The 26,137-nt window shown below is 74.0% G+C and carries 23 protein-coding genes and 3 tRNA genes; 12 read left to right on the top strand and 14 right to left on the bottom strand.

Going from position 1 to position 26,137, the window contains the following annotated elements; translation table 11 throughout:
- Positions 1–1,353 carry an NAD(P)/FAD-dependent oxidoreductase gene (locus ACFY61_RS06920; RefSeq protein WP_389467897.1) on the bottom strand — a complete coding sequence of 451 codons (1,353 nt, stop codon included), beginning with the start codon at positions 1,351–1,353 and terminating at the stop codon, positions 1–3.
- Positions 1,354–1,547: 194 nt separating this feature from the next.
- On the opposite strand from ACFY61_RS06920, the gene ACFY61_RS06925 reads away from it, so the two are divergent.
- Complete coding sequence (locus tag ACFY61_RS06925) at positions 1,548–2,327, top strand: sulfite exporter TauE/SafE family protein (protein WP_389467900.1); 780 nt, start codon at positions 1,548–1,550, stop codon at positions 2,325–2,327.
- On the opposite strand, the gene ACFY61_RS06930 is transcribed toward ACFY61_RS06925, so the two are convergent.
- Together ACFY61_RS06930 and ACFY61_RS06935 are read right to left on the bottom strand one after the other, a co-directional pair.
- The gene (locus tag ACFY61_RS06930; protein ID WP_389467902.1) at positions 2,299–3,084 is read right to left on the bottom strand and encodes a class F sortase; all 786 of its coding nucleotides are present in this window, start codon (positions 3,082–3,084) and stop codon (positions 2,299–2,301) included. The genes ACFY61_RS06925 and ACFY61_RS06930 overlap by 29 nt on opposite strands.
- Positions 3,085–3,211: 127 nt before the next feature.
- A complete protein-coding gene (locus ACFY61_RS06935; RefSeq protein ID WP_389467904.1) occupies positions 3,212–3,754 on the bottom strand; it encodes a hypothetical protein in 543 nt (180 codons plus the stop codon).
- 396 nt (positions 3,755–4,150) lie between these two features.
- Between ACFY61_RS06935 and cutA the strand changes: the two genes are divergently transcribed.
- Together cutA and ACFY61_RS06945 are read left to right on the top strand one after the other, a co-directional pair.
- On the top strand, positions 4,151–4,513 hold the full coding sequence (cutA, locus tag ACFY61_RS06940; RefSeq protein ID WP_389467907.1) for a divalent-cation tolerance protein CutA: 363 nt from the start codon (positions 4,151–4,153) through the stop codon (positions 4,511–4,513).
- Positions 4,510–4,926, top strand: a complete 417-nt coding sequence (locus ACFY61_RS06945; protein WP_389467910.1) for a gamma-glutamylcyclotransferase family protein — start codon at positions 4,510–4,512, stop codon at positions 4,924–4,926. Before cutA ends, ACFY61_RS06945 begins: the two co-directional genes overlap by 4 nt.
- Positions 4,927–4,959: 33 nt before the next feature.
- On the opposite strand, the gene dnaG is transcribed toward ACFY61_RS06945, so the two are convergent.
- From dnaG to ACFY61_RS06965, 4 genes are all read right to left on the bottom strand, one after another.
- A complete protein-coding gene (dnaG, locus tag ACFY61_RS06950; RefSeq protein WP_389467913.1) occupies positions 4,960–6,882 on the bottom strand; it encodes a DNA primase in 1,923 nt (640 codons plus the stop codon).
- Between the two features lie 34 nt (positions 6,883–6,916).
- Positions 6,917–8,200, bottom strand: a complete 1,284-nt coding sequence (locus ACFY61_RS06955; RefSeq protein WP_389467916.1) for an NAD(P)/FAD-dependent oxidoreductase — start codon at positions 8,198–8,200, stop codon at positions 6,917–6,919.
- 93 nt (positions 8,201–8,293) lie between these two features.
- Positions 8,294–9,610, bottom strand: a complete 1,317-nt coding sequence (locus ACFY61_RS06960; protein ID WP_389467919.1) for a deoxyguanosinetriphosphate triphosphohydrolase — start codon at positions 9,608–9,610, stop codon at positions 8,294–8,296.
- 36 nt (positions 9,611–9,646) lie between these two features.
- On the bottom strand, positions 9,647–10,369 hold the full coding sequence (locus ACFY61_RS06965) for a sirohydrochlorin chelatase (protein ID WP_389467922.1): 723 nt from the start codon (positions 10,367–10,369) through the stop codon (positions 9,647–9,649).
- A 186-nt stretch (positions 10,370–10,555) separates the two neighbouring features.
- Between ACFY61_RS06965 and ACFY61_RS06970 the strand changes: the two genes are divergently transcribed.
- From ACFY61_RS06970 to ACFY61_RS06990, 5 genes are all read left to right on the top strand, one after another.
- A complete protein-coding gene (locus ACFY61_RS06970) occupies positions 10,556–11,236 on the top strand; it encodes a vancomycin high temperature exclusion protein (RefSeq protein ID WP_389467924.1) in 681 nt (226 codons plus the stop codon).
- Between the two features lie 55 nt (positions 11,237–11,291).
- Positions 11,292–12,056 (top strand): glucose 1-dehydrogenase, encoded by a 765-nt coding sequence (locus ACFY61_RS06975; protein WP_389468192.1) that lies wholly within the window; start codon positions 11,292–11,294, stop codon positions 12,054–12,056.
- 7 nt (positions 12,057–12,063) lie between these two features.
- Positions 12,064–12,444, top strand: a complete 381-nt coding sequence (locus ACFY61_RS06980; protein WP_389467926.1) for a hypothetical protein — start codon at positions 12,064–12,066, stop codon at positions 12,442–12,444.
- A 45-nt stretch (positions 12,445–12,489) separates the two neighbouring features.
- Complete coding sequence (locus ACFY61_RS06985) at positions 12,490–14,595, top strand: molybdopterin oxidoreductase family protein (protein WP_389467927.1); 2,106 nt, start codon at positions 12,490–12,492, stop codon at positions 14,593–14,595.
- A 168-nt stretch (positions 14,596–14,763) separates the two neighbouring features.
- Positions 14,764–15,894, top strand: coding sequence for an RNA polymerase sigma factor (locus tag ACFY61_RS06990; RefSeq protein WP_389468195.1), 1,131 nt, complete (start codon positions 14,764–14,766; stop codon positions 15,892–15,894).
- Between the two features lie 81 nt (positions 15,895–15,975).
- On the opposite strand, the gene ACFY61_RS06995 is transcribed toward ACFY61_RS06990, so the two are convergent.
- From ACFY61_RS06995 to ACFY61_RS07010, 4 genes are all read right to left on the bottom strand, one after another.
- A complete protein-coding gene (locus tag ACFY61_RS06995) occupies positions 15,976–17,901 on the bottom strand; it encodes an ABC transporter ATP-binding protein (RefSeq protein WP_389467929.1) in 1,926 nt (641 codons plus the stop codon).
- Positions 17,898–19,631: an ABC transporter ATP-binding protein gene (locus ACFY61_RS07000; RefSeq protein ID WP_389467932.1), complete on the bottom strand. Its 1,734-nt coding sequence runs from the start codon at positions 19,629–19,631 to the stop codon at positions 17,898–17,900. The genes ACFY61_RS06995 and ACFY61_RS07000 overlap by 4 nt, the downstream gene beginning before the upstream one ends.
- Positions 19,632–19,761: 130 nt before the next feature.
- Entirely contained in the window at positions 19,762–21,216 is a 1,455-nt protein-coding gene (locus ACFY61_RS07005) for an FGGY family carbohydrate kinase (protein WP_389467935.1), read from the bottom strand.
- A 35-nt stretch (positions 21,217–21,251) separates the two neighbouring features.
- Complete coding sequence (locus ACFY61_RS07010) at positions 21,252–21,539, bottom strand: YtxH domain-containing protein (RefSeq protein WP_389467938.1); 288 nt, start codon at positions 21,537–21,539, stop codon at positions 21,252–21,254.
- A 146-nt stretch (positions 21,540–21,685) separates the two neighbouring features.
- Here ACFY61_RS07010 and ACFY61_RS07015 point away from each other — a divergent pair.
- The 3 genes from ACFY61_RS07015 to ACFY61_RS07025 all read left to right on the top strand — a co-directional run bounded on the left by ACFY61_RS07015 (position 21,686) and on the right by ACFY61_RS07025 (position 22,106).
- A tRNA-Asn gene (locus tag ACFY61_RS07015) sits at positions 21,686–21,758 on the top strand.
- Between the two features lie 5 nt (positions 21,759–21,763).
- Positions 21,764–21,836: transfer RNA gene (locus tag ACFY61_RS07020), tRNA-Asn, on the top strand.
- Positions 21,837–22,032: 196 nt separating this feature from the next.
- A tRNA-Ile gene (locus tag ACFY61_RS07025) sits at positions 22,033–22,106 on the top strand.
- Between the two features lie 129 nt (positions 22,107–22,235).
- On the opposite strand, the gene ACFY61_RS07030 is transcribed toward ACFY61_RS07025, so the two are convergent.
- The gene (locus ACFY61_RS07030) at positions 22,236–23,348 is read right to left on the bottom strand and encodes a glutamate--cysteine ligase (RefSeq protein WP_389467939.1); all 1,113 of its coding nucleotides are present in this window, start codon (positions 23,346–23,348) and stop codon (positions 22,236–22,238) included.
- Positions 23,349–23,610: 262 nt separating this feature from the next.
- Here ACFY61_RS07030 and ACFY61_RS07035 point away from each other — a divergent pair, with 262 nt between their 5' ends.
- Positions 23,611–24,885 carry an MFS transporter gene (locus ACFY61_RS07035; RefSeq protein WP_389467942.1) on the top strand — a complete coding sequence of 425 codons (1,275 nt, stop codon included), beginning with the start codon at positions 23,611–23,613 and terminating at the stop codon, positions 24,883–24,885.
- On the opposite strand, the gene ACFY61_RS07040 is transcribed toward ACFY61_RS07035, so the two are convergent.
- Both ACFY61_RS07040 and ACFY61_RS07045 read right to left on the bottom strand, forming a co-directional pair.
- Positions 24,882–25,187, bottom strand: coding sequence for a hypothetical protein (locus tag ACFY61_RS07040; RefSeq protein ID WP_389467943.1), 306 nt, complete (start codon positions 25,185–25,187; stop codon positions 24,882–24,884). The genes ACFY61_RS07035 and ACFY61_RS07040 overlap by 4 nt on opposite strands.
- Before the next feature lie 52 nt (positions 25,188–25,239).
- A complete protein-coding gene (locus ACFY61_RS07045; RefSeq protein WP_389467945.1) occupies positions 25,240–26,103 on the bottom strand; it encodes a hypothetical protein in 864 nt (287 codons plus the stop codon).
- Between the last annotated feature and the right edge of the window lie 34 nt (positions 26,104–26,137).

A 26,137-nucleotide genomic window follows, 5' to 3' on the forward strand; every position in this document is an offset into this window, starting at 1 on the left:
TCAGGAGCCTCCGTCGTCGGTGAGCAGGTGGAACAGGTCGGAGCCGGTGGGCAGGAGCTCGTCGCCCTCCCAGGTGCGGGCGAGGGCGCCCACGGTGGAGAGCTCGCCGAGCAGGACTCCGCCGACCAGCCGGTCGTCGCGGACGACGACCTTCCGGTACGTCCGGCGGGTGGCGTCGGAGAGCCGGACCACGTCGTCGCCGGGGCGGGGGGTGGTCTCGCCGAAGGCGGCCAGGTCGATGCCGGTGGGGAGGGTGAGCCGGGTGAGCGCGCGGGTGCCGGTGTAGCGGCGGGGGCCGGTGGGACCGGCCGAGAGCAGGGCGGCCAGGGCGTCCGCCTGATCCAGGGCCGGGCCGGCCAGGCCGTAGACCAGGCCGGCGTGCTCGGCGCAGTCGCCGATCGCGTGGATCCGGGGGTCGGAGGTGCGCAGCTCGTCGTCCACGACCACGCCCTTGCGCACGTCGAGCCCGGCGGCCAGGGCGAGGCCGGTGCGCGGCCGTACGCCGCAGGCCAGGACGACGAGGTCGGCGTCGAGGCGGTAGCCGTCGGCGAGCTCGACACCGGTGACCCGCCGGCCGGGCCCCGTCCGCTCGGCACCGGGCCGGTCGGAACCGGTCCGCTCGCCCGCCGGGCGCCTGGCCGCGGGCCGGGCGGTGACCAGGCCGCGGACGCGGCACTGGGTGTGGATCTCCACCCCCAGTCCGGCCAGGTGGGAGTGCAGCAGGGCCGACGCCTCCACGTCGAGCTGGCGCTCCATCAGGCGTTCGCCCTGCTGTGCCAGCACCACCTGTGCGCCCCGCGAGGCCAGGGCGCGGGCGGCGGACACGCCGAGCAGCCCGCCGCCGATGACCACGGCGCGCAGGCCCGGCCGGACGGCGCCGGACAGGGCGAGGCAGTCGTCCATGGTGCGGAACGCGTGGACCCCGTCCGGGAGTTCCCGTCCCTCCGGCTCGAACAGGCCGCGCAGCGGCGGCAGCACCGGGTTGGAGCCGGTGGCGAGCACCAGAGCGTCGTACGGCTCGACCGAGCCGTCGTCGCAGTGCACCCGCCGCTCGGCCCGGTCGATCCGCACCGCGCGCACGCCCCGGCGCAGTGCCGGGCCGGGCGCGGGCAGGGCGGCGACCTCGGGCGCGTACCGGCCGGCGAGGACCTCGGCGAGCAGCACCCGGTTGTACGGGGCGTGCGGTTCCTCACCGAGGACGGTGACGGCCGTCGCGGTCGCGGCCGTGGATGCGGTCGCGGCCGCGGACGGGGCCGCGACCGCCGGAGCGGCCGTCGGAGCGGTGAGCCGCTGGGCGAGCCGCAGGCCCGCCAGGCCGCCGCCGATCACCACCACACGCTGTTGCGAGGTCATGCCAAGAGCCTGCGCGGCCGCTGTTTCCCCGCCGCATCGCGTTTGTTACCCGGACGGAACACCGCCCTCCCAGAGGGGGAACGGCCCCGGTGAGGCCCCCTCCGCGGCCGGGGGGGGCGGGGGAAACCTCAAACCTTGCGCAAGAAACCCGGAGCCGGTCCCCGCCGCACCGCGGTGATCCATAAGGTCGGGACGTGCCTGACATATCGACGACGATGATCATCGTGCTGTGCGTGGCCGCCGCGGCGGCAGGCTGGATCGACGCCGTGGTGGGCGGCGGAGGCCTGCTGCTCCTGCCGGCCCTGCTGCTCGGCCTGCCCGCGAACGTACCGCTCACCCACGCGCTCGGCACCAACAAGGCGGTGGCGATCGTCGGTACCACCGGTGCGGCCGTCACCTTCGCCCGCAAGGCGCCGGTGGACGTCCGCGTGGCACTGCGGATCGGCGCGGCCGCCACGGCGGGGGCGGCGGGCGGAGCGCTGCTCGCCGGGGCCTTCCGGAAGGAGACCATGACCCCGGTGATCATGGTGGTGCTGCTGCTGGTCGCCGCCTTCGTGATCTTCCGGCCCGCGTTCGGGGCGGCGCCCGCCTCCGGACCGGTCACCCGCCGCCGGGTGGTCGCCGCGATCCTGCTGGCCGGCCTCGGCATCGGCTTCTACGACGGCCTGATCGGGCCCGGCACCGGCACCTTCCTCGTGCTGTCCCTCACCGCCCTGCTCCACCTCGACCTGCTCACCGCCTCCGCCACCGCCAAGATCGTGAACGCCGGCACCAACGCGGGCGCGCTCGCCGTGTTCGCCTTCCAGGGCGCGGTGCTGTGGCAGCTGGCCGCCCTGATGGCCGCCTTCAACCTGGCGGGCGGCATGGCCGGCGCCCGGCTCGCCCTGAAGAAGGGCAGCGGCTTCGTCCGGATGGTGCTGCTGACGGTGGTCTGCGCGCTCGTCGTCAAGCTCGGTCTGGAGCAGTGGGCCTGACCGCCGCCGGTCCCGGCTCCCGGTACGTCCCGGTGAGGTGGGCGAAGACCACCACGTTCCCCCGGTACCCGGTGCCGGGGGAGAAGCGGCCGCCGCAGGTGATCACCCGCAGCTCGGCCCGCCCGGCCTGCCCGTACACCCGCTCGTCGGGGAACGCGTCCGCGTCGTACACCTCCACCGCGTGCACGGTGAACACGGCCGTGCGCCCGTCCTCGCGCGGCACCTCGATCCGCGCGCCGCGCCGCAGCGCCCCCAGCCGGTAGAACACGGCGGGCCCGGTGGCGTGGTCCACGTGCCCGGCGACGATCGCGGTGCCGGCGGAGCCGGGCGTGGTCCCCTCCCGGTACCAGCCGGCGAGGTCCAGGCGGTGCGCCGGGGGCGTCTGGAGGCTGCCGTCGGGCTCCAGTCCGAGGCCGGTCAGCGGGGCGTCCACACCGATGCCCGGGATACGGATGCGGGTCGGCCGGGAGCCGGGCAGCGGGGCGGGTGCCCCGCCGGCCGGGCCGGGCGGGATGCCGGCCAGGGCCTCGGCGGGGGAGGGCTGGGGCGGCCGTACCTGCTCGGCGGAACCGCTGGTGACCAGCCAGACGCCGACACAGGCGGCGAGCGCGAGGAGTCCGGCGCGGCCGGCGGTACGGGTGCGGGGGTCGACGGCGATCCCGGTACGGCGGGCGGTACCGCGGGCGGTCCGGTGCCCGGTCCCGTGCCCGGTCCGGTCGGCCCCGCGGCGGCCGGCCGGCCGCATGTCGCCTCGCATGGCACCCCCTCGGCGCGTGTGACGGTCAACTGGCCGTCGCCCGTCCCCGCGAACGGGGGGACCTCGCGGGGCGGGCGACGGGGGGCGGTACCGGTCGGGCCGCGGCCGGGGCCGCGGTGGGCGCCCGTCAGCCCTGCGTGCCGCTCGCCCGGCGACGCAGGAGCCAGGTACCGCCGGCGGCGGCCGCGGCCAGCACTGCCGCTCCCGCCGCGATCTTGGGGGGATCGGCCGCGGTGGTCGTACCGCCGCCCACCCCCGTCCGGACACGGCCCTGGGGGCCCTGCCGTTCGACGACGACCAGGTCGCCGGTGGCGTACTCGCCGTCGGCGCAGGTGGCACCGATGTCGTAGGTGCCGGGCCGGGTGCCGCGGGCGATCTGGAACTGTCCCACGACCACCTCCTCGTGGGTGCCCGGAACCAGCCGGAACCGGCCGCCGCCGACCGTGGTGGCGTCGCCGTCGGCGTGCCCGCCGGGCCCGCAGGCCGTGGTGTTGACGGTGACGGTGGCGCCCGGCGCGGCCGACTTGGGCCACACCTCCAGCGGCGCGAAGTCCCCCTCGGCGAGCGGCACCGGCGCGACCGCACCGGCGACCGCACCGGCGACCGGGCCGGAGAAGGCGGCGGCGGTCAGCGCGGTGGCGGTCAGCAGACGGGCGGTGCGTCGGCGCATGGGGAGTACCTCGCTCCTCGTGACACGAAGGTCGTGCGTCGAGCTAAACCCGGCACGGGCCCGGCCGCATGCCGATGCCCCGTCAGATCCGGCCCCCGCTCCCGCCGCCGGCCGCATCGGGGCACGTCAGAGCCCCCCTCGACCGCCGCCCCCACCGACCTCCGCACGGGTGACCCCCGCCCCGACGCCGGCCCGGCCGCCCCGACGCCGGCCCGGCCGCCCCAACCGCCGGCGGGGCCGGCCGGCGCGGTCCGGCGCCTTGCGGCCGGACCGGCGTTTGAGCGGGCCCGGGCGTGCGTAGGGTGGCCCGGCGGGCCGGACGGGGCCTCCGACCGGTAGCGGAGGCCCCCGCGCACCGGCGGCCGCACCACCGTCGTATCCGCAGGGAGGAAACCCGTGACACCAGTCGACCGGCCGGGCGAGCAGCCGCCCGTCCCGCAGCCCGCCGTCCTCACCGTGCTCACCACCCTGGACTCCGCCGGGGCCGCCGCCGAGCTGGCCCGGCTGCTGGTGGAGGCCCGGCTGGCGGCCTGCGCCCAGGTCTCCGGCCCCGTGACCTCGGTGTACCGGTGGAAGGGCCTGACGGAGACCACCCAGGAGTGGCAGGTCCTGTTCAAGACCACCGCCGAGCGCTACCCCGCCCTGGAGGACCGGCTGCTCGCCGCGCACCCCTACGACACCCCCGAGGTCATCGCCACCCCGGTGGTACGGGGGTCCGCCGGCTACCTCGCCTGGGTCGCCGAGGAGGTCGCCCCGTGACCGCCGAGCTGCCGTTCTTCGTCTACGGCACCCTCCGCCCGGGGGAACACAACCACGCCCTCTTCCTCCTCGGCCGCACCGCCGCCGAGGAACCCGCCCGGCTCCCCGGCGCGCGGCTCTACGAGGGCCCCGGCTACCCGTACGCCGTCGAACACCCCGGCACCTCCATAGCCGGCGAACTGGTCACCGCCGCGCCCGGGGCGTACGGGGAACTGCTGCGCGCGCTGGACCGGCTGGAGGAGTACCACGGCCCAGGCCGCCCGCGGAACGTCTACGACCGGGTCACCCGCGCGGCGCTCCGCCCGGACGGCACCACGGTCCCGGCGTGGGTCTACCTGGCGTCGCCGCTGGTGGCCCGGCGGCTCGCCGAGTCCGGCACCCCGATCCCCGGCGGCGACTGGCTCGGCCGCTGAACCCTCCCGCCCGCTGACGGCGGGCGGGGCGCGTCACAGCCCGGCCGCGCCCTGCTCCCGCAGCCGCCGCCCGTACTGCTGGAGCACCCACAGCTCCTGGTTGATCTCCTGGTGCCGCTCCGCCTGCGCCTGCGGGTTCAGCCGGACGATCGCGCTGTTCAACTCGTTGACCCGGCGGTCCACCGCCAGCAGCCGCACCGCGACGAGGAACTCGCCCGCGTACACCTCGTCCACGGTCTTCCGCTGGAGCGGTTCCACCATCAGCTCGGTCACCAGCGCCCGGACCGTGTCGTTCGGCGCCACGTCGCGGACCCGGGCCAGGTAGCCCTCGTCGGCCGCCGCCACGCCACCCGCCTCGTGCACGGCCTGCCGGACCGCCGCGTACGGCGGGGCGGTGAACTCGTCCACCCCGTACGCGTCGAACGCCGGGGCCACCAGCTCCGGCCGCTGCAGCGCCAGCTTGAGCAGCTCCCGCTCCGCCCGGTGGGCCGGGTTGCGCAGGTTCAGCGCCGGGCCCGGGCCCGCGGCCGGAGCGGGCGCGGCGACCCCGTCGTACGCCTGTCCGCGCGACGGCTGCGGCGTCCGGCCGCCCGGACCTCCCGGTCCCGCGGAGCCCCGCTCGCGCGCCCAGCGGGCCTGCTGCGCCACCCGCTTGACCACGAACTGCTCGTCGAGGATGCCGAGCATCCCCGCCAGCTGCACCGCCGACTCGTGCTGGATGGCGACGTTCTTGATCTTGGCGACCACCGGGGCCGCCTCGTCCAGGGCGGCCGCCCGGCCCGTGGGATGGTCCAGGTTGTGCCGGGACACGATGTGTCGCATCGCGAACTCGAACAGCGGAGTACGGGACTCCACCAGCCCCTGCACCGCCTCGTCGCCCTCGGCCAGCCGCAGCTCGCACGGGTCCATCCCGCCGGGGGTGATCGCGATGGAGGTCTCCGCCGCGAACTTCTGGTCGTCCTCGAAGGCCCGCAGCGCGGCCTTCTGGCCGGCCGCGTCGCCGTCGAAGGTGAAGATCACCTCGGCGGTCGCGTTGTCCATCAGCAGCCGCCGCAGGATCTTGATGTGGTCCCCGCCGAAGGCCGTGCCACAGGTCGCGATCGCGGTGGTCACCCCGGCCAGGTGGCAGGCCATCACGTCGGTGTAGCCCTCGACCACCACCGCCCGGGAGGTCTTCGCGATCTCCTTCTTCGCCAGGTCGATGCCGTACAGGACCTGCGACTTCCGGTAGATCGGCGTCTCCGGGGTGTTCAGGTACTTGGGGCCGTTGTCGTCGTCGCGCAGCTTGCGCGCGCCGAAGCCCACCACCTCGCCGGTGATGTCCCGGATCGGCCACATCAGCCGCCCCCGGAACCGGTCGATCGGCTTCCCGCTGCGGCTGTCCTGGGCGAGCCCGGACAGGATCAGCTCCTTGTCGCTGAAGCCCCGCCCGCGCAGGAACCGGGTCAGGTGGTCCCAGCCGGCCGGGCTGTACCCCACCTCGAAGTGCGCCGCGGCGGCCTGGTCGAAGCCGCGCTCCGCCAGGAACCTGCGGCCGATCTCCGCCTCCGGGGACTCCAGCTGGGCGACGTAGAACCGGGCGGCCTCCCTGTGCGCCTCGACCAGCCGGATCCGCTCGCCGCGGCCGCTGGTTCCGGCGGTGTAGCCGCCCTCCTCGTACCGCAGGGTGATGCCGGCCTGGCCGGCCAGCCGCTCCACCGCCTCCGAGAAGGAGAGGTGGTCGATCTTCATGATGAAGTCGAGGGTGTCCCCGCCCGCCTGGCAGCCGAAGCAGTGGTACAGCCCCTTGCTGGGGCTGACCTGGAAGGACGGGGACTTCTCGTCGTGGAAGGGGCAGAGGCCCTTGAGGTTGCCGCCGCCGGCGTTGCGCAGCTGGAGGTACTCGGAGACGACGGCGTCGATCGGGACCGCGTCCCGTACCGCCTTCACGTCGTCGTCGTTGATCCTGCCTGCCACGCGTGAAGTCTACGGCCGGAGTACGACGATCCGGTCAGGCGCCCTCCCGCCCCGCGGCCGGCGCCAGCGACTCCAGCGGAACCGCCGGGTCGGCGAGCGCGTCGGGGTCCACGGCGGCCCCCGACCTGATCAGCGCCTGGATGCGGTCGGTCACGTCCCAGACGTTCACGTTCATGCCCGCCAGCACCCGGCCCCCCGACAGCCAGAAGGCGATGAACTCGCGGCGTCCGGCATCACCGCGGACCACGACCTGGTCGTAGCTCCCGGGCGGGGCGTACCCGGAGTACTCCATGCCCAGGTCGTACTGGTCGGAGAAGAAGTACGGCACCCGGTCGTAGCTCACCTCCTGGCCCAGCATGGCCCGCGCCGCGGCCGGGCCGCCGTTGAGGGCGTTCGCCCAGTGCTCGACCCGCAGCCGGGTCCCGAACAGCGGATGGTGGGCCGCCGCCACGTCGCCGGCCGCGTACACGTCGGGGTCGGAGGTGCGCAGCGAGGCGTCCACGGCGACGCCGCCGCCGTGCGCCCGGTCCACCAGGGCCAGCCCGGAGGTCTCGGCGAGCGCGGTGCGCGGGGCCGCGCCGATCGCGGCGAGGACCGCGTGCGCCGGGTGTTCCTCGCCGTCGTCGGTGCGGACGGCCAGCACCATCCCGTCCTGGCCGGTGATCTCGGTCAGCCGGGCGCCGAAGTGGAACACCACCCCGTGCTCGCGGTGCAGGTCGGCGAAGAGCTGTCCGAGCTCCGGGCCCAGCACGGTGTACAGGGGGGTGGCCTCCGGCTCGATCACGGTGACCTCGGCCCCGTAGTTGCGGGCCGCGGCGGCGACCTCCAGGCCGATCCAGCCGGCGCCCGCGATCACCAGCCGGCCGTTGTCCCGGCCGAGGGCCGCCAGGGTGCCGCGCAGCCGCTCCGCGTGGGCGAGCCGGCGCAGGTGGTGCACCCCGGCCAGCCCGGTGCCCGGGATGTCCAGGCGGCGCGGCTCGGAGCCGGTGGCCAGCAGCAACTTGTCGTAGTGGAGGGCCGTGCCGTCGCCGAGCACCACCCGCTTCTCCGCGCGCTCCAGCTGGACGGCGGGCTGGCCGAGGTGCAGCTCGACGTCGGCGCGCGCGTACCAGGCCGGTTCGTGGACGAACACGCTGTCGCGCTCCTCCTTGCCCAGCAGGTAGCCCTTGGACAGCGGCGGCCGTTCGTACGGGTGGTCGCGCTCGTCGCCGATCAGGATGACCCGGCCGGTGAACCCCTCCGACCTCAGTGTTTCCGCCGCCTTGGCCCCGGCCAGACCCCCGCCGACGATGACGAACGTCCGGTGTGCGTCGACCACCTGATGCCTCCTCATAACCTCTTCGTCACATGCGACCACATGCGAGCGTCCCGCACCGAGCGTGCCGCGTGAAGGGGCCGTGGCCCGATCGGCTCACCGCGCGGGGTGTCCCGGGCGGGCCGTGAGGCGGGTGTGCAGCGAGCGGGCGGAGGCGTCGGTGAGGGAGGCGATCTGGTCGATGACCGCGCGTTTCCGCGCCCGGTCGTCGGGCGCCGCGTCGAACAGGGCGCGGAACTGGGGGTCCAGTCCCTCGGGGGCGCGGGCCAGCAGGGCGTCCGCGAGTTCGGCCAGGACGATGCGCTGCTCGGCCCGGACCCGTTCCTGCTCGGCCCGCTGCATCACGTACAGGTCGGCGACGGCCTTGAGCACGGCGCACTCGACGCGGGTCTGCCGGGGGACCACCAGCTCGGCGGAGTACCGGGTGAGCCGGCCGTGCCCGTACGCCTCCCGGGTGGCCCCTTCGGCGGCCAGGCAGAACCGGCCGATCAACTGGCTGGTGGCGTCCTTGAGACGGGCCTGGGCGACGGCCGAGCCGTCGTACCCGTGCGGCCACCAGTCCTCTTCCAGCAGCCGGTCCAGGGCCTCGCCGATCTCCGCCGGGTCGGTGCCGGCGGGCACGTAGCGGCCGATCGCCACCTCGGCGATGGCGCGCCGCTCGGGCTCGGCGAGCAGCATGTTCGGGTCGAGGTGGGCGGCGTGCAGGCCGTCCTCGAAGTCGTGGACGGAGTACGCCACGTCGTCCGACCAGTCCATCACCTGGGCCTCGAAGCACTTGCGGTCCCCGGGCGCGCCCTGCCGCAGCCAGGTGAAGACCGGCAGGTCGTCCTCGTACGCGCCGAACTTCACCGAGCCCGGGTCGGTGGGGTGCAGCCCGCGCGGCCAGGGGTACTTGGTGGCCGCGTCGAGCGCGGCCCGGGTCAGGTTCAGGCCGACGCTGACCGGCTCGCCGGTGACCGGGTCGGGCACGAACCGTTTCGGCTCCAGCCGGGTCAGCAGGCGCAGCGACTGCGCGTTGCCCTCGAAGCCGCCGCAGTCCGCGGCGAACTCGTTGAGCACCTCCTCGCCGTTGTGCCCGAACGGCGGGTGGCCCATGTCGTGGGACAGGCAGGCCGCCTCGACGAGGTCGGGGTCGCAGCCGAGGGCCGCGCCGAGTTCCCGTCCCACCTGGGCGCACTCCAGGGAGTGGGTGAGCCGGGTGCGGGGGCTGGCGTCCCAGTCGTGGGAGCGGCTGCCGGGGGTGACCACCTGGGTCTTGCCGGCGAGGCGGCGCAGGGCGCCGGAGTGCAGCACGCGCGCCCGGTCCCGCTGGAAAGCCGTCCGGCCTGGCCGTTTGTCGGGTTCTGCCGCCCAGCGCTCGGTGTCGGAGGGGTCGTAGGGGTCCAGGGCCGGGGCGGGTGCGGTGCCTTCCATGAGGAGACGGTAACCGGAGGGGCCCGCAAAGCGGGATCAGGCCGGGACGAGTTCCGGCCGGGGGCCGCGGTACGGCTGCCGGAGGGCGAGGTCGTAGCGGGCGAGGACGAGCCGGGCCAGCGCGGGGTGGTCGCCGAGGGGGGCCGCGGCCGGGCCGGGCGCGGCGGCGGCGCTCTGGGTGGCGAACCGGCCGGGGGCGGTGAAGTAGGAGGCGACGGCCACCTCGTGGCTGCGGGCGGCGAGGGCCCGTACGGCCTCGGGCACGGACGGGGCCGCGGCGGAGGCGTACGCGGGGACGACGGGGACGCCGCCGAGGCGGGCGGCGAGCAGGGCGGCGGTGCGGCGGGTGTCGGCGGCGGAGTCGGGGTCGCGGGAGCCGGCGGCGGCGAGGACCACGGCCGTGCCGGGCAGCCAGCCGGCGGCGCGCAGCCGGTCGTGCAGGGCTTCGGCGAGGAGGGGGTGCGGGCCGAGCGGGGCGGCCTGGCGGATGCGCAGGTGGGCGGCGCGGGCGGCGGTGTCCGGGAGGTCGCGTTTGACGTGGTGGCCGCGGCCGAGGAGCAGGGGTACGAGGACGGCCCCGGTGCCGGCGGGGAGGGCGTGCAGCGTGTCCCCGAGGAGCGGCGTGTCGAGCTCGACGTGGCCGAGGCGCACGTCGAGGCCGGGGCGGAGCGCGCGGACCCGCTCCAGCAGGGCGGTGACGGTGGTGAGGGCGCGGGGGTCGCGGCTGCCGTGGGCGACGGCGACGAGGGTGGCTGGCATACGCACCGATGGTGGCGGGTTCGCGTTGCCGGGTCGTTGCGCGGGCGTGACGGCTGTTTTCCGGGAGCTCACTCGGTCATTCGTACGAGTGAAAGGGGGTGGGGGAGGAACTGGCGGGCCGGGGCCGTTCGTCGGACTGTTCGAGCGGCGTGAGGGCCGCGGGAGGGACGAGTGAGGGGGAGCGGCATGGGGACGGGGACGCGGTGGTCCGCGTGGTCACGGCGGCGGCAGCGGCGGGTGGTGCAGGCGCTGATGGCGGGCTGCGTGCTGGCGCTGCTGCCGTCGGCGTGGACGCACGCGGCGTCCGGGGGCCGGCTGCACGGCACGGCGGACGTCCCGGCGGCCGACGTGGCGATGGTCTTCGGGGCCGGGCTGCTGGGGGAGCGGCCGACGCCGTACCTGGCCCGGCGGCTGGACGCGGCGGCCGAGCTGTACCGGGCGGGCCGGGTGAAGGTGGTGCTGGTGACGGGCGACAACAGCCGGGTGGAGTACGACGAGCCGGAGGCCATGCGCAGATACCTCACGGCCCACGGCATACCCGACGACCGGATCGTCAGCGACTACGCCGGCTTCGACAGCTGGGACTCCTGCGTCCGGGCCAAGCGGATCTTCGGCGTGGACCGGGCGGTGCTGATCAGCCAGGGCTTCCACATACGCCGGGCGGTCGCCCTGTGCGGGGCGGCCGGGGTCGACGCCCACGGCGTGGGGGTGGCCGATGTGCACGACGCGACCTGGTACTACGGCGGTGCCCGCGAGGTGTTCGCGGCCGGCAAGGCCGCGCTGGACGCCGCGTTCAAGCCCGAACCGACCTTCCTGGGACCGAGGGAGCAAGGGGTGTCGCGGGCCCTGACGGCTCTGGCAGACTGACGCCGCCGATATTCCGATTAGTCATATTGGGGTGGGGAGCATGGGGGGCATGGCCATGGCCGATCTCGGCGGCAAGGTCGTCGTCATCACCGGCGGGGCCCGGGGCCTCAGCGCCGCCGCCGCACGTGCCGTCGTGGACGGCGGCGGCAAGGTCCTGATCACCGACGTGCTGGAGGAGGAGGGCGCGGCCACCGCCGCGGAGCTCGGGGACGCGGCACGGTTCCTGAAGCACGACGTCACCAGCGAGGCCGAGTGGCAGGCCGCCCTCGACCACGCCGTGGCCGAGTTCGGCCGGCTCGACGGCCTGGTCAACAACGCCGGGATAGCCACCGGCACACCACTGGAACACGAGAGCGTCGACCACTTCCGCCGGGTCGTCGAGATCAACCTGGTCGGCGTGTTCATCGGCATCAGGACCGCGATCCCGCTGCTGCGGGCCGGCGGGGGCGGCTCGATCGTCAACATGTCCTCGGCGGCGGGACTCACCGGCCTCGCCCTCACCGCCGGGTACGGCGCCTCCAAATGGGGCGTGCGGGGCCTGTCGAAGATCGGGGCCGTGGAGCTGGCGGAGGCGCGCATCCGGGTCAACTCGGTCCACCCCGGCATGACCCTCACCCCGATGACCGCCCCGCTCGGCATCCAGGCCGGCGAGGGCGGGTACCCGGGCGCCCCGCTGGGCCGCGTCGGCCTCCCGGAGGAGATCGCCGCCGCCGTGGCCTTCCTGCTCTCGGACGCCGCCGGCTACATGACCGGCGCCGAACTCGCCGTCGACGGCGGCTGGACGGCCGGCCTCACCGTCCGCCACCTCACCGGCGGGTGACCCCCGCGTGGCAGAGGACACCGCGCCCCGCGTTCCGGAGCCGCCGCTCCTGCGCGAGGTCCTGCCCGAGCTGACGGCCGAGCTCATGGCCCTCCTGGAGGAAGAGGGCGAACGGGACCTGGCCGTGGTCGCCCACGACCTCCGCATCGTCGCGCCGTGCGGCTGCGGTGACGGCTCCTGCCAGAGCGTGTACACACACCCGCACCCGCCCGGCACGCCGTACGGACCCGGACACCGCACGGTCGCCCTCCTTCCCCGGCAGGGAATGCTGAACGTGGACGTCGTGCACGGCCGCATCGTCTACGTCGAGGTGCTCGACCGGCCACCACCGCGTCCCCCCTCACCGGGCGCCGGCGGCGGTGCTGAGGAACCGGTACGGGAGGCGTAACCGGCGGCGGCCGTCCGCGTAACAGCCCCGGCACACCCTGGGTGCATGCACACCACCGCCACCACCGCCACCCACTGCCCGTACTGCGCCCTCCAGTGCGGCATGAACCTCCGGCCCACCGGGGACGGCTCGGTGGAGGTGGAGGAACGCGAGGAGTTCCCCGTCAACCGGGGCGCACTGTGCGGCAAGGGCCGCACCGCGCCCGCCCTGCTCTCCTCCCGGGTGAGGCTCACCGGGCCGCTCGTCCGCTCCCACGCCACGGGACGGCTCGAACCGGCCACCTGGGAGGAGGCCCTCGACCGGACCGCCGAAGGCCTGGCCCGGACGCGGGCCGCCCACGGCCCGGACTCCGTCGCCGTCTTCGGCGGCGGCGGCCTCACCAACGAGAAGGCCTACGCCCTGGGCAAGTTCGCCCGGATCGCGCTGGGCACCTCGCAGATCGACTACAACGGCCGGTTCTGCATGTCCTCGGCCGCCGCCGCCCACCAGCGGGCCTTCGGGCTCGACCGGGGCCTACCGTTCCCGCTGTCCGACGTCCCGCACACCGGCTGCCTGATCCTGGTCGGCTCCAACCTGGCCGAGACGATGCCGCCCGCCCTCCGCTACCTCACCGAACTCAAGGAGAACGGCGGCAGGCTCATCGTGATCGACCCGCGCCGCACCCGCACCGCAGCCCAGGCGGACCTCCACCTCGCCCCCCGTCCCGGCACCGACCTCGCCCTCGCCCTCGGCCTGCTCCACCTGGTCGTCGCCGAAGGACGCACCGACGAGGAGTTCATCGCCGCCCGCACCACCGGCTGGACCGAGACCCGCGCCGCCGCCATGGCCCACTGGCCCGAACTGGTCGAACGCGTCACGGGCGTCCCGGTCCCCAAACTCCGTGCCGCAGTCGAGATGTTCTGCGCCCCGCCCACCGGCATGATCCTCACCGCCCGCGGCCCGGAACAGCAGTCCAAGGGAACCGACACCGTCTCCGCCTGGATCAACCTCGCCCTGGCCACCGGCCGGGCCGGCCGCCCCCACTCCGGATACGGCTGCCTCACCGGTCAGGGCAACGGCCAGGGCGGCCGCGAGCACGGCCAGAAGGCCGACCAGCTGCCCGGCTACCGCAAACTCACCGACCCCGCCGCCCGCGCCCACGTCGCCGAGGTCTGGGGAGTCGACCCCGACACCCTTCCCGGCCCCGGCCGCAGCGCCTACGAACTCCTCGACGCCCTCGGCACCGACCTCCGCGCCCTGCTCCTCATGGCCTCCAACCCCGTGGTCTCCGCCCCGCGCGCCGCCCACGTAGAGGAACGCATCCGCTCCCTGGACTTCCTCGCCGTCGCCGACGTGGTCCTCTCCGAGACCGCCGCGCTCGCCGACGTCGTCCTGCCCGTCACCCAGTGGGCCGAGGAGACCGGCACCACCACCAACCTGGAGGGCAGGGTCCTGCTCCGGCGCCAGGCCCTCACCCCGCCCCCCGGCGTCCGCAGTGACCTGGACGTGCTGAACGGCCTGGCCGCCCGTCTCGGTCCCGGCCTCGGCCGGCCGGCCCTGGAGAAGTCCTTCCCCACCTCTCCCGAGGAGGTCTTCGAAGAGCTCCGCCGTGCCTCCGCCGGCGGCCCCGCCGACTACTCGGGGATCTCCTACCGCGCCATCGGGGAACACCAGGGCGTCTTCTGGCCCTGCCCCGAAGGCACCCCGCCCCCCGGCACCCCCCGCCTCTTCCTCGACCGCTTCCACACCGAGGACGGCCGCGCCCGCTTCGTGCCCGTCGGACACCGCGACTCCGCCGAGGTCCCCGACGAGGAGTACCCGTTCCTGCTCACCACCGGCCGGGTCGTCGCCCAGTACCAGTCCGGAGCCCAGACCCGGCGCGTGGACGAACTCAACGCCGCCGCACCCGGCCCCTTCGTGGAGATCCACCCCCGCCTGGCCGAACGCGTCGGCGCGGCCGAGGGCCGCCCGCTGGCCGTCGTCTCGCGCCGCGGCCGGGCCGTCGCCCCGGCCCGCATCACCGACACCATCCGCGCGGACACCGTCTTCATGCCCTTCCACTGGCCCGGCGAGGGACGCGCCAACACGCTCACCAACCCGGCCCTCGACCCGGTCTCCCGCATGCCCGAGTTCAAGACCTGCGCGGTCCGGCTGGAGCCGCTCGACGACTGAACCGGGGCGCACGGGTGTGCGACGCGCATCGGACTTCCGGTCGGTGGGTAACCATCCGGTCACGCACCGGACGCAGAAAGTGCCCGCACGACCCTCGTGGCGGCAACGCGCCGTGGCCCACACTGAGTTGCGGTGCCTGAGTCCTCTCCAGCCCTGGAGGTCGCCCCCGTGCAGACCCAGACCCTTGCCGTGACCCATCAGCACCCCGTCGACCACGGCCCCGACGGGGCCGGACCGGCGGCCGGGCCCGAGGCCGAAGCCGAAGCCGAGGCCGGAACCGTGGGGGAGGCCGAGGTCGACGCCGTGGACGAAGACGACGAACCGGAGCCGCTGGAGGTCATCGAACGGATACCGGACCAGCGCCGGGGGGCGGAGGGCGCCGGCGGGGGGCCGTCAGCCGACCTGTTCCGGCAGTACCTGCGCGAGATAGGCAGAATCCCGCTCCTCACCGCCGCCGAGGAGGTCGAACTCGCCCGCCGCGTCGAAGCCGGACTGTTCGCCGAGGAGAAGCTCGGCAGCACCCCCGACCTCGACTCCCAGCTCGCCGTCGACCTCGACCGCCTCGTCGTCATGGGCCGCATGGCCAAACGCCGGCTGATCGAGGCCAACCTGCGGCTCGTGGTGTCCGTGGCCAAACGCTACGTCGGACGCGGCCTGACCATGCTCGACCTGGTGCAGGAGGGCAACCTCGGACTCATCCGCGCCGTCGAGAAGTTCGACTACGCGCGCGGCTTCAAGTTCTCCACCTACGCCACCTGGTGGATACGCCAGGCCATGTCCCGGGCCCTCGCCGACCAGGCCCGCACCATCCGGGTGCCCGTCCACGTGGTCGAACTGATCAACCGGGTCGTCCGCGTGCAGCGCCGCATGCTCCAGGAACGCGGCTACGAACCCACCGCCGAAGAGGTCGCCCGGCACTTGGAACTCACCCCCGAGCGGGTCAGCGAGGTGCTCCGGCTCGCCCAGGAACCCGTCTCCCTGCACGCCCCCGTCGGCGAGGAGGAGGACGTGGCCCTCGGCGACCTCATCGAGGACGGCGACGCCGCCTCGCCCGTCGAGTCCGCCGCCTTCTTCCTGCTGCGCGAGCACCTGGAGGCCGTGCTGTCCACCCTGGGCGAGCGTGAACGCAAGGTGGTCCAGCTCCGCTACGGACTCGACGACGGCCGCCCCCGCACCCTGGAGGAGATAGGACGGATCTTCGGCGTGACCCGCGAACGGATCCGCCAGATCGAGTCCAAGACCCTCAACAAGCTGCGCGACCACACCTTCGCCGACCAGCTGCGCGGCTACCTGGACTGAGCACCGCGCGCGAGCCGGGCGCGAGCCGGGCCGGGCGGGCGGGACGGGCGGGGGCGCCCCCGGAGGAGACGCCCCCACCGCTCAGTCGACCTCGGCCACCGCCTGCGCGAACTGCGCCGCGTAGAGGCGGGCGTACGCGCCGCCGGAGGACAGCAGCTCCTCGTGCGTGCCCTGCTCCACGATCGAGCCGTTCTCCATCACCAGGATCACGTCCGCGTCGCGGATCGTGGACAGCCGGTGCGCGATCACGAACGACGTGCGGCCGTCCGACAGACGGGCCATCGCCTTCTGGATCAGCACCTCGGTACGGGTGTCCACCGAACTCGTCGCCTCGTCCAGCACCAGGATCACCGGCTCGGACAGGAACGCCCGCGCGATCGTGATCAGCTGCTTCTCGCCCGCGCTGACCCCGGCGCCCTCGTCGTCCAGCACGGTGTCGTAGCCGTCCGGCAGGGTCCGGATGAACCGGTCCGCGTGCGCGGCCCGCGCCGCCGCCTCGACCTCCTCCCGGCTCACCTCGCGCGAGGCGCCGTACGCGATGTTCTCCGCGATCGTGCCGCCGAACAGCCAGGTGTCCTGGAGCACCATCCCGATCCGGGACCGCAGTTCCTCGCGGGTCATCCGCGCGACGTCCACCCCGTCCAGCGCTATCCGCCCGCCGGTCACCTCGTAGAACCGCATCAGGAGGTTCACCAGGGTCGTCTTGCCCGCACCGGTCGGGCCCACGATGGCCACCGTCTGCCCCGGGTCCACCGCCAGCGACAGGTCCTCGATCAGCGGCTTGTCCGGCTCGTAGCGGAACGCCACCTTCTCCAGCGTGACCCGGCCCCGGACCCGCTCCGGCCGCTCCGGCAGCTCCGGCTCGGCCTCCTGCTCCGGCGCGTCCAGCACCTCGTAGATCCGCTCCGCCGACGCCACCCCGGACTGCACCAGGTTCGCCATCGACGCGACCTGCGTCAGCGGCATCGAGAACTGCCGCGAGTACTGGATGAACGCCTGCACGTCACCGATCGACAGGGTGCCCGAGGCCACCTTCAGCCCGCCGACCACCGCCACCAGCACGTAGTTGACGTTCGACACGAAGAACATCACCGGCTGCATGATCCCGCTGATGAACTGCGCCCGGAACGAGGCCCTGAACAACTCCTCGTTCTGCTCGGCGAAGACCGCCGCGGACTCCTCCTGCCGGCCGAACACCTTCACCAGGGCGTGCCCCGAGTACATCTCCTCCACGTGCGCGTTCAGCGTGCCCGTGTGCTTCCACTGCGCCACGAACTGCGGCTGCGACTTCTTGCCGATCCGCCCCGCGATCACCACCGACACCGGCACGGTCACCAGCGCGACCAACGCCAGCAGCGGCGATATCCAGAACATCATCGCCAGCACGCCGACGATCGTCAGCAGCGAGTTCAGCAGCTGGCCCAGCGTCTGCTGCAGCGTCTGGCCGATGTTGTCGATGTCGTTCGTGGCCCGGCTCAGCACCTCGCCGCGCTTCTGCCGGTCGAAGTAGGACAGCGGCAACCGCGACAGCTTCGCCTGCAGCTCCTCGCGCATCCGGTACACGCTGCCGTTGATCAGGTGGTTCGACAGCCGGGTCGCCACCAGCATCAGCAGCCCCGCCAGCGTGAACACCACCAGCGCCCACACCGCCACCGCGCCGACCGCACCGAAGTCGATGCCCTGGCCGGGAGTGAAGTCGGTGCCCGAGAGCATGTCCGCGGCGCCGTCCCGGCCCTCGGCCCGCAGCCCCTCCAGGGCCTGCTCCTTGGTGAGCCCGGCCGGCATCTCCCGGCCCACGATCCCGGCGAACACCAGGTCGGTCGCCTCGCCGAGGATCTTCGGCCCGACCACCGTCATCGTCACGCTGCCGAACACGGCCGCGACCATGCCCCACAACTTCCCCCGGTCCACTGCGATCTGCCCCAGCAGCCGCCGCCCCGAGTTCCTGAAGTCGAGGGCACCCTGGCCCGACGACCCCATCATCATCCGTCCACCGGGCCCGCTCATGCGGCCTCCGCCTCCGTCAGCTGGGAGAGCACGATCTCCCGGTAGGTCTCGTTGCCGGCCATCAGCTCGTGGTGCCGTCCGACACCCACCACCCGGCCCTCGTCAAGGACCACGATCCGGTCGGCGTCCCGGATGGTCGACACCCGCTGCGCGACGATCACCACCGTGGCGTCCTCGGTCTCCCGCGCCAGCGCCGCCCGCAGCGCCGCGTCCGTCGCGTAGTCCAGCGCCGAGAACGAGTCGTCGAACAGGTAGATCTCCGGCCGCTGCACCAGCGTCCGGGCGATCGCCAGACGCTGCCGCTGACCGCCGGAGACATTGGTGCCGCCCTGGGCGACGGGCGCCTCCAGACCACCCTCCAGCGCCGAGACGAACTCCTTGGCCTGCGCCACCTCCAGGGCCCGCCACAGCTCCTCGTCCGTCGCGTCGGGCCGTCCGTAGCGCAGGTTGGACGCCACCGTCCCGGAGAACAGGTACGGCTTCTGCGGGACCATGCCCACCGTCCGCGCCAGCAGCGCCGGATCGATCCGCCGTACGTCCTCACCGTCGACCAGGACCTCGCCGCCGGTCGCGTCGAACAGCCTGGGCACCAGCCCCAGCAGCGTGGACTTCCCGCTACCGGTGGACCCGATCACCGCCGTGGTCTCGCCGGGCCGCGCCACCAGGTCCACCCCGCGCAGCACCATCGCCTCGGCACCCGGGTAACAGAAGTCGGCGCCGCGCAGCTCCAGCTCCCCGCGGCGGGCCAGCGTGCGGACCGGCTCCGCCGGCGGGACCACGCTGGACTCGGTGTCGAGGACCTCCTGCACGCGCTCCGCGCACACCTCCGCGCGCGGCACCATCATGAACATGAAGGTGGCCATCATCACGGCCATCACGATCTGCATCAGGTAGGCGAGGAAGGCCGTCAGCTGGCCGATCTCCATGCCGCCGCCGTCGATCCGCATGGCACCGAACCAGACCACCGCCACGCTGGAGATGTTCACCACGACGATCACCGTCGGGAACATCAGCGCCAGCCAGCGCCCGGAGGCCAGGGAGACGTCGGTCAGCTCGGCGTTGGCCCGCTCGAAGCGCCCCTTCTCGTACTCGTCGCGCACGAAGGCACGGATCACCCGGTTGCCGGTGATCTGCTCGCGCAGCACCCGGTTCACCGTGTCCAGCCGCTCCTGCATCAGCCGGAACAGCGGCCGGGTCTTCATCACGATCAGCCCGACCGAGACGCCCAGCACCGGCACCACCGCGACCAGCACCCCGGACAGCGGCACGTCCAGCGACAGCGCCATCACGATCCCGCCCACGCACATGATCGGCGCCGACACCATCAGGGTGAACGCCATCAGCACCAGCATCTGGACCTGCTGCACGTCGTTGGTGGTACGCGTGATCAGCGACGGCGCCCCGAACTGCCCCACCTCCCGCGCCGAGAAGCCCTGCACCCGGTCGAACACCGCCGCCCGCACGTCCCGGCCGAGCGCGGCCGAGGTCCGCGCCCCGTAGTAGACGGCGCCGACGTTGCACACCAGCTGCACCAGCGACACCAGCAGCATCAGCGAGCCGAAGCCCAGGATGTAGCCGGTGTCACCGTTCACGACACCGTCGTCGATGATGTCCGCGTTCAGCGTGGGCAGGTACAGGCTCGCGCTGGTCTGCAGGAACTGCAGCAGCACCAGCAGGGCGATCGGTTTGCGGTACGGGCCCAGATGGGTCCGCAGAAGTCGTATGAGCACGCGCAGGCTCCGGGTCGGCAAGATCGGGGGGTCACCCCATCTTCGGCCACCCACCGGCCGGAACCCCACCGCTTTTCGCAAAGCCGGTCCAAAAGAACGACCGGCCCGCGACCCGCGCCCTACGCCGCGCCTAGGCCAGGAACGCCCCGGGGTGCACCTGCTCGCGGGTCGCCACGTACTGCTGGCGCACCGCCTGCCAGGCCGGCAACTCCCCGTCCGGCTCGAACACCTGGGCCGCCGCCGCGGGCCACGCCGGCGGGGTGTGCGCGGCGAGCGTGCCCTGCGCCACGCCCAGCGCCCACGCCGCCTGCCGGGCCGCGCCCAGCGCCGCGTAGTCCGCCGGCTGCGGTACGACGATCTGCGTACCGAACAGCCCCGGCGCGGCGGCCTGTACGGCGGGCAGCTCGGCGGCGGCGCCCAGCAGGAACACCCGCCGGATCGGGACCCCGCGGGTGCGCAGCACGTCCAGGGCGTCCACCAGCCCGCACAGCATGCCCTCGAAGGCGGCCCGGGCCAGGTGCTCCGGCTTCATCGAGTCCCGCCGCAGACCGGTCAGGGTGCCCGCGGTGTGCGGCAGGTTCGGGGTCCGCTCGCCCTCGAGGTAGGGCAGCAGCACCAGCCCGTGCGCGCCCGGCGTGGACTTCAGCGCGAGCTCGCTCAGGCCCGCCAGGTCGGTGCCCAGCAGCTCGGCGGTGCCCCGCAGCGGCCGCACCGCGTTGGAGGTGTTGACCACCGGCAGGTGCATGCCGCTGGCGTCGGCGAGCGAGGTGATCAGCCCGCCCGGCTCGGCCAGCGCCTCGTGGTGCACGGCCATCACCGACCCGGATGCGCCGAGCGAGACCACGGCGTCGCCCGGTCCCACGCCCAGCCCGAGGGCGGCGGCCATGGTCTCGCCGGTGCCGGCCGAGATCAGCAGGCCCTCCGGGGTGGTGCCGGCGGCGTCGGCCGGGCCGAGCACCTCCGGCAGCATCGCCATGTGCCCGAGCGCGAGCTCGACCAGATCGGGCCGGTAGGAGCCGGTGGCCGCCGACCAGTAACCGGTGCCGGAGGCCCCGCCCCGGTCGGTGGTGCGCCGGGCCGGCCGGCCCAGCAGCTGCCAGACCAGCCAGTCGTGCGGCTGCATCAGCACCGCGGTGCGGCGGGCGGCCTCCGGCTCGTTGCGCGCCAGCCACGCCAGCTTCGCCACGGGCTGGGCGTGCTGGGGGACCGAGCCGACGGCCTCCACCCAGCCGGCCCGGCCGCCGAGCCGCTCCACCAGGTCCGCGGCCGCGACCTGCGCCCGCTTGTCGCTGCCGACCAGGGCGGGCCGCACGAGGGCGCCCTGCGCGTCCAGGGCCAGCAGACCGTGCTGCTGCGCGCTGACGCCGATGGCCTGGACCCCTTCGAGGATCCCGCCGCCGGCCGCCTCCCCGAGGGAGAGCAGCCAGGCCTGCGGGTCGATCTCGTACGGGCTCGTCTCACCGGGTTCCCCGGTCGGCAGCGGATGGGGTGCGTACCCCTGGCGGAGTACGGCACCCGTGTCGGTGTCGCAGACGACGATGCGAGTGAAGGCGGAAGAGCTGTCCAGCCCGGCGACTATCCCCATGCGGAGAATTCTGCCGCACCCGCCCCACGCCGCCCTCAGGTGTTGCTGGTGCCCCAGTCGTCGTCGTAGCCCTGGCCCCGCTCCCGCAGCGAGCGAACCCGGCCGGCCACCGAGGCGGGGATCCGGTCGCCGACCGCGGCGAAGGCCTTGCCCGCGACCTCCCGCCCGGTCTGCCCCACTTGCTCGGCGGCGTTGCGGACCGCGGGGTTCCGTGCGATCTCCCGCGCCGACTTCCGCATCTCCTCGTACCGCTCACGCCCGGCCCGCGTGCCCAGGACGTACCCGAAGGCGAGTCCGACGGCGAACACGACCTTGTACCGCATGCCTGCCACCCTTCGTCGAGTCGGTGCCCGGCCCGCTGTCGATACCGATTGGCGGAGCACCCCCCTGCTTGCGCTAATGTATGTCTCGCAACGAGCGACCGCCCTCCGGCGAGGCCGTAGGAGTGCCGTTCGATGCAACGCAGCAATCCCCTGTAGCTCAATTGGCAGAGCAGCCGGCTGTTAACCGGCAGGTTACTGGTTCGAGTCCAGTCGGGGGAGCGCGATCCCCTGTAGCTCAATTGGCAGAGCATTCGGCTGTTAACCGGAGGGTTGCTGGTTCGAGTCCAGCCGGGGGAGCGATCGAGACGAGGACCCCCGAGTGGGTCCTCGTCTTTTTTTCGGTCTTTTCCCCCCGGACGTGGAACCGGGCAGCCCCCGGCGTGGTCTCACAGGGCAGGCGCGGCCGATCATGCGAGCCACCTGGAGCAGGAGATCGTATGAGCGGCTATGCTGCGGCAGACGGCGCGCACACTTGTACGCGCCACGCCGTGGAGGGGCGGTAGCTCAGCCGGTTAGAGCAGCGGACTCATAATCCGTCGGCCGTGGGTTCGAGTCCCACCCGCCCCACCGCAAGCAGCCGCAGGTGCAGAAACGATTGCACCTGCGGCTTCTTCTTTTGCCGGCGGGGTGGTGCCGGTCGGGGTGTCCGGAGGGGCCGGGGTCGGGCCCCCTCGGGGCGGGGCGGGGGCCGGTGGGTCAGAAGGCTTCCGTCTGGTCGGCCAGATGGCGCAGGACGTCCGTCAGGTCGCCCCTGCGGGCGAACGCCGCGCGCTGGCGGTGGGCGCCCGAGCCGTCGCGGAGCAGCGAGCCCAGGGTGTCGGCGGCGTGGTCGAGGTCGCCGGTCACCGCCAGTTCGGGGGCCACCCGGTCCAGCAGGGCCTCCGCGAGGGCCGCCGCCGGGAGTTCGGTGCCGGTGTACGGGTCGAGGCCGAAGCCCTCCAGGCCGTCGTGGGCGCCGCGCCAGCGGGCCAGCCGCAGGACGTCGTCCCGTACCTCCGGTTCCGGCAGCCGCTCGGCGATCTCGCGCAGCGCCGTGGCCACCAGCGCCCGGCCCAGTTCCGCCTGGAGCACCGCGGTCTCCAGGTCGGGGGACATGTCGGGGGCCCGGATCTCGAGGGTGGGCCAGTTCCCCGAGGGGCGGAGGTCCCAGTAGACCATCTTGGTGTCCAGGGCGGCCCCGGAGCCGAGCAGGGTCTGCACCGAACGGCGGTAGTGGGCCGTCGACGTGAAGTGCGGCGGCAGGCCCGCGGAGGGCCAGGCCGACCAGGCCATGGCGCGCCAGCTGGCGTGACCGGTGTCCCGGCCCTGCCAGAACGGCGAGTTGGCCGCGATCGCGATCAGCGTGGGCAGCCACGGCCTGACCCGGTTGGCCACGGCCACGGCCGTGTCCACGTCGAGGCTGCCGATGTGGATGTGGCGGCCGCAGCCGACCAGGGTGTCGGTGAGCGCGCCGAAGCGGCGGTGCTGCTCGCGCTGCCGCGGCTCGTCGTCGGTCAGGTGCAGCGGCTGTGCCACGGCCACCACCGGCGAGGGACTGGCCAGCAGCCGGCAGCCGTGCGAGCGGGCGGCCCGGGCGAGGGAACGTCGCAGCGCCCCGAGCTCCACGCGCAGGCCGGCGGCGGAATCGGCGACCGGGGTGGAGATCTCCACCTGGTAGCGGGTGCCCTCGGCGTGCAGCTGCGCTGGCTCCCCGGCGACGGTGGCGAGGACGAGCGGAGCGACCGGGACGACGGTGAAGGTGCGGGCGTCGACGAGGAGGAACTCCTCCTCGACACCGACGGTGAGCGGCCGCGTGGTGGCCGGCCCCACCGGGTTGAGAATGTTGCTCGCTGTTCCTTTGCCAGGTTCGATCACTACGCCTCCCTGGACATACGAGTCTTTTCATCATGAGCGGAACCCGAGGCGGGGAGCGCACGCCGATTCGGTCAAATGTCGCCACACGGTGGCGAGTTACCGGCCCGGGCCCGGCCGGCCGCGGGGAGCGTGGGGCTGCTGGGCGGCCGGTGCGGCCCTGCGTCCCGTGGTTCGGAAACTCCCTGGGCCCGCGCGGGGCACCCGGTTACCATCCCGTGTGACCGGTACGACCTCCTCCACCCAGACCACGCCCCGTCCGCGACCCCGGATACTCGCCGACCTCACCCCGCTGCGGGAGTCGCCCGACTACCGGCGCCTGTGGGTCGGCAACACCGTGTCGTGGATGGGCTCGGCGATGACCGCCTTCGCGGTCTCGCTCCAGGTGTACGAGATCACCGGCTCCAGCTTCTCCGTCGGGCTCGTCGGCCTCTTCTCGCTCGTCCCACTGGTCGTCTTCGGGCTCTACGGCGGTGCCGTCGCCGACTCCGTCGACCGCCGCAAGCTCGGCCTGTACAGCGCCACCGGCCTCGCCCTGCTCTCCGTGGTGCTCGCCGCCGCCGCCCTGGCCGGCTACCACCGGGTCTGGCTGCTGTACGCCGTCGTCGCGCTCCAGGCGGTCTGCGGCGCCCTGAACTCGCCCGCCCGCTCCGCGATGGTCCCGAAACTGCTGCCCCCGGAGCAGCTGCCCGCCGCGAACGCCCTGCAGTCGGTGACCACCACCTCCGGGTTCGTGGTCGGGCCGGCGCTGGGCGGGGTGATCGTCGGCGCGTTCGGGTTCCAGACCGCCTACCTGATCGACGCCGTCGCCTTCTCCGGCGCCCTCTACGCGATGTGGCGCCTGCCCTCGATGCGGCCCGACGGCGCGGAGGACCGGCGCGGGCGGGCCTCGGTCCTGGACGGGCTCCGCTTCCTCGCCACCCGGCCCAACATCCGGATGACCTTCTTCTCCGATCTGTGCGCCATGGTGCTCGCCCAGCCGAAGGCGCTGTTCCCGGCCGTGGCCGGGCTCTGGTACGGCGGCGACGCCAAGGTCGTCGGCCTGCTCGCCGCGGCGACCGCGGTGGGCGCGCTGCTGGGCGGGCTGTTCTCCGGCTGGACGGGCCGGATCCGGCGGCACGGGCTGGCGATCCTGCTGTCCGTCGGCGCGTGGGGTCTGGCCATCGCGGTGTTCGGACTGACCCGGAACCTGTGGCTGGGCCTGTTTTTCCTCGCCCTGGCCGGCTGGATGGACACCGTCTCGATGGTGTTCCGCACCACCATGCTCCAGGCGGCCACCCCCGACGAGATGCGGGGGCGGCTCCAGGGCGTGTTCATCGTGGTGGTCGCGGGCGGACCGCGGCTCGGCGAGTTCCTCTCCGGGGCGGTCGCCGACCTGACCTCCCCGGCGGTGGCCGTCACGGGCGGCGGCCTCGCGTGCGTGCTGGTGGTCGCGCTGCTCGCCGCCCGCTGGCGCGGCTTCGCCCGCTACGACGCCCGCGACCCCCGCCCCTAGCCGCCGCCGGCCCGGTCCTCGCCGGGCGGCGGGTCCGTGTCGGCCCCGGTGTCCGCGTCGTCCGCGTCGTCCGGGCCGGTCCGCGGCGGCCGCCGGCGGCGTTCGGCCTGGTCGAGCTCGCGCATGCGGCGCGCGATCCGTTCCTTCAGGCTGCGTTCCTCCGGCGGCTTCCCGGCCGCCGGAGCCGCCGGAGTCGCGGGGGTCGCGGGGGTCCGCCCCGGCGGGGCGGGCCCGCGCCGGAAGATCCTCCGGCGCAGCTCCTCCGCGCGGGCCTCGCGGCCCTGTGCGTCGTCGTCACTCATGGGAAACCTCCGCGGCGGGCGGGCCGGGTGGGGTACCCACCCATCCTCGCGCTCACTGCCCGTTCCACGCATCCGCGGCCGGGTTCGACTCCCTGAGGCGGGCGAGCTGGGCGCGCCAGGCCTCCGCCCGGGCGCCCGTGGACTCCTTGGCGCTGGCCGTGAGCGCCCTGGCCCTGCTGAAGCGCTCGGACGGGGGCCCTTCGGCGGCCAGCCGGCTGACCGTCTTCGTGCGGGCGTCGATGGCCGCGCGCAGGCTTCCGCTGCCGGTCAGCCGTCCGAGGTTGCGGAACGTCGGCGCGTCGCCCTCGAACCAGATCTGCTGCCACCACTCGTCCGTGACCGGTTCGCGCCAGCTGATGTAGCCGCCGGGCAGCACCTGCCGGGGTGCCTTGATGTGGCCGCCGAAGCTGTAGCGGACGCCGTCGACGGCGACCGGGTCGTAGAACCGCTGGGTGAAGAAGTCGGAGACGAGCATGCCGTTGACCGTGTACCCGAACTCCGCGGCCTCGGAGGGGTCCGCCACCTCGACGAGGAACTCGACCAGGCCCTGCTCCGGGTGCGGGGAGCGGCCGGGCACCAGGCGGTTCCCGAACGGGTCGGCGCACATCTCCAGCATCTCGTGACTCGCCGTCAGCGACCAGCTGTCGCTGAACTCGATCACCGAGAACGGCTGTCCGTTGTCGTCGGTGTGGAAGCCGGCGGCGTCGGGGACGTCGTCGACCACGATCATCGGCCAGTAGCCGACGGGCACGTCCTCCAGCCGGTCGAACGCGTCCACGGTCGCGTCGACCTGCCAGAACGGCCCGAAGTCGCGGGTCGCCTGTTTCTGCAGGGCGGCCGCGACGCGCGTGAGCTGGGAGGCGGTGATCCGGTTCCGGGTGGTCTCGGACACCAGGGCGAGCTGGATGATGAACATGCGCGCGGAGGCCTTTCCTTCGGGAACGCACGGC

The sequence above is a fragment of the Streptomyces sp. NPDC012888 genome (genome assembly GCF_042900645.1).
Classification (GTDB): Bacteria; Actinomycetota; Actinomycetes; order Streptomycetales; family Streptomycetaceae; genus Streptomyces.

What these genes read in the sequence shown, in the direction of transcription:
- ACFY61_RS06920 (WP_389467897.1), bottom strand. Translation starts at nt 1,353, where the DNA reads ATGACCTCGCAACAGCGTGTGGTGGTGATCGGCGGCGGCCTGGCGGGC.
- ACFY61_RS06930 (WP_389467902.1), bottom strand. Translation starts at nt 3,084, where the DNA reads ATGCGAGGCGACATGCGGCCGGCCGGCCGCCGCGGGGCCGACCGGACC.
- ACFY61_RS06935 (WP_389467904.1), bottom strand. Translation starts at nt 3,754, where the DNA reads ATGCGCCGACGCACCGCCCGTCTGCTGACCGCCACCGCGCTGACCGCC.
- ACFY61_RS06960 (WP_389467919.1), bottom strand. Translation starts at nt 9,610, where the DNA reads ATGGAAGGCACCGCACCCGCCCCGGCCCTGGACCCCTACGACCCCTCC.
- ACFY61_RS06965 (WP_389467922.1), bottom strand. Translation starts at nt 10,369, where the DNA reads ATGCCAGCCACCCTCGTCGCCGTCGCCCACGGCAGCCGCGACCCCCGC.
- ACFY61_RS06970 (WP_389467924.1), top strand. Translation starts at nt 10,556, where the DNA reads ATGGGGACGGGGACGCGGTGGTCCGCGTGGTCACGGCGGCGGCAGCGG.
- ACFY61_RS06975 (WP_389468192.1), top strand. Translation starts at nt 11,292, where the DNA reads ATGGCCGATCTCGGCGGCAAGGTCGTCGTCATCACCGGCGGGGCCCGG.
- ACFY61_RS06985 (WP_389467927.1), top strand. Translation starts at nt 12,490, where the DNA reads ATGCACACCACCGCCACCACCGCCACCCACTGCCCGTACTGCGCCCTC.
- ACFY61_RS06995 (WP_389467929.1), bottom strand. Translation starts at nt 17,901, where the DNA reads ATGAGCGGGCCCGGTGGACGGATGATGATGGGGTCGTCGGGCCAGGGT.
- ACFY61_RS07005 (WP_389467935.1), bottom strand. Translation starts at nt 21,216, where the DNA reads ATGGGGATAGTCGCCGGGCTGGACAGCTCTTCCGCCTTCACTCGCATC.
- ACFY61_RS07010 (WP_389467938.1), bottom strand. Translation starts at nt 21,539, where the DNA reads ATGCGGTACAAGGTCGTGTTCGCCGTCGGACTCGCCTTCGGGTACGTC.
- ACFY61_RS07040 (WP_389467943.1), bottom strand. Translation starts at nt 25,187, where the DNA reads ATGAGTGACGACGACGCACAGGGCCGCGAGGCCCGCGCGGAGGAGCTG.
- ACFY61_RS07045 (WP_389467945.1), bottom strand. Translation starts at nt 26,103, where the DNA reads ATGTTCATCATCCAGCTCGCCCTGGTGTCCGAGACCACCCGGAACCGG.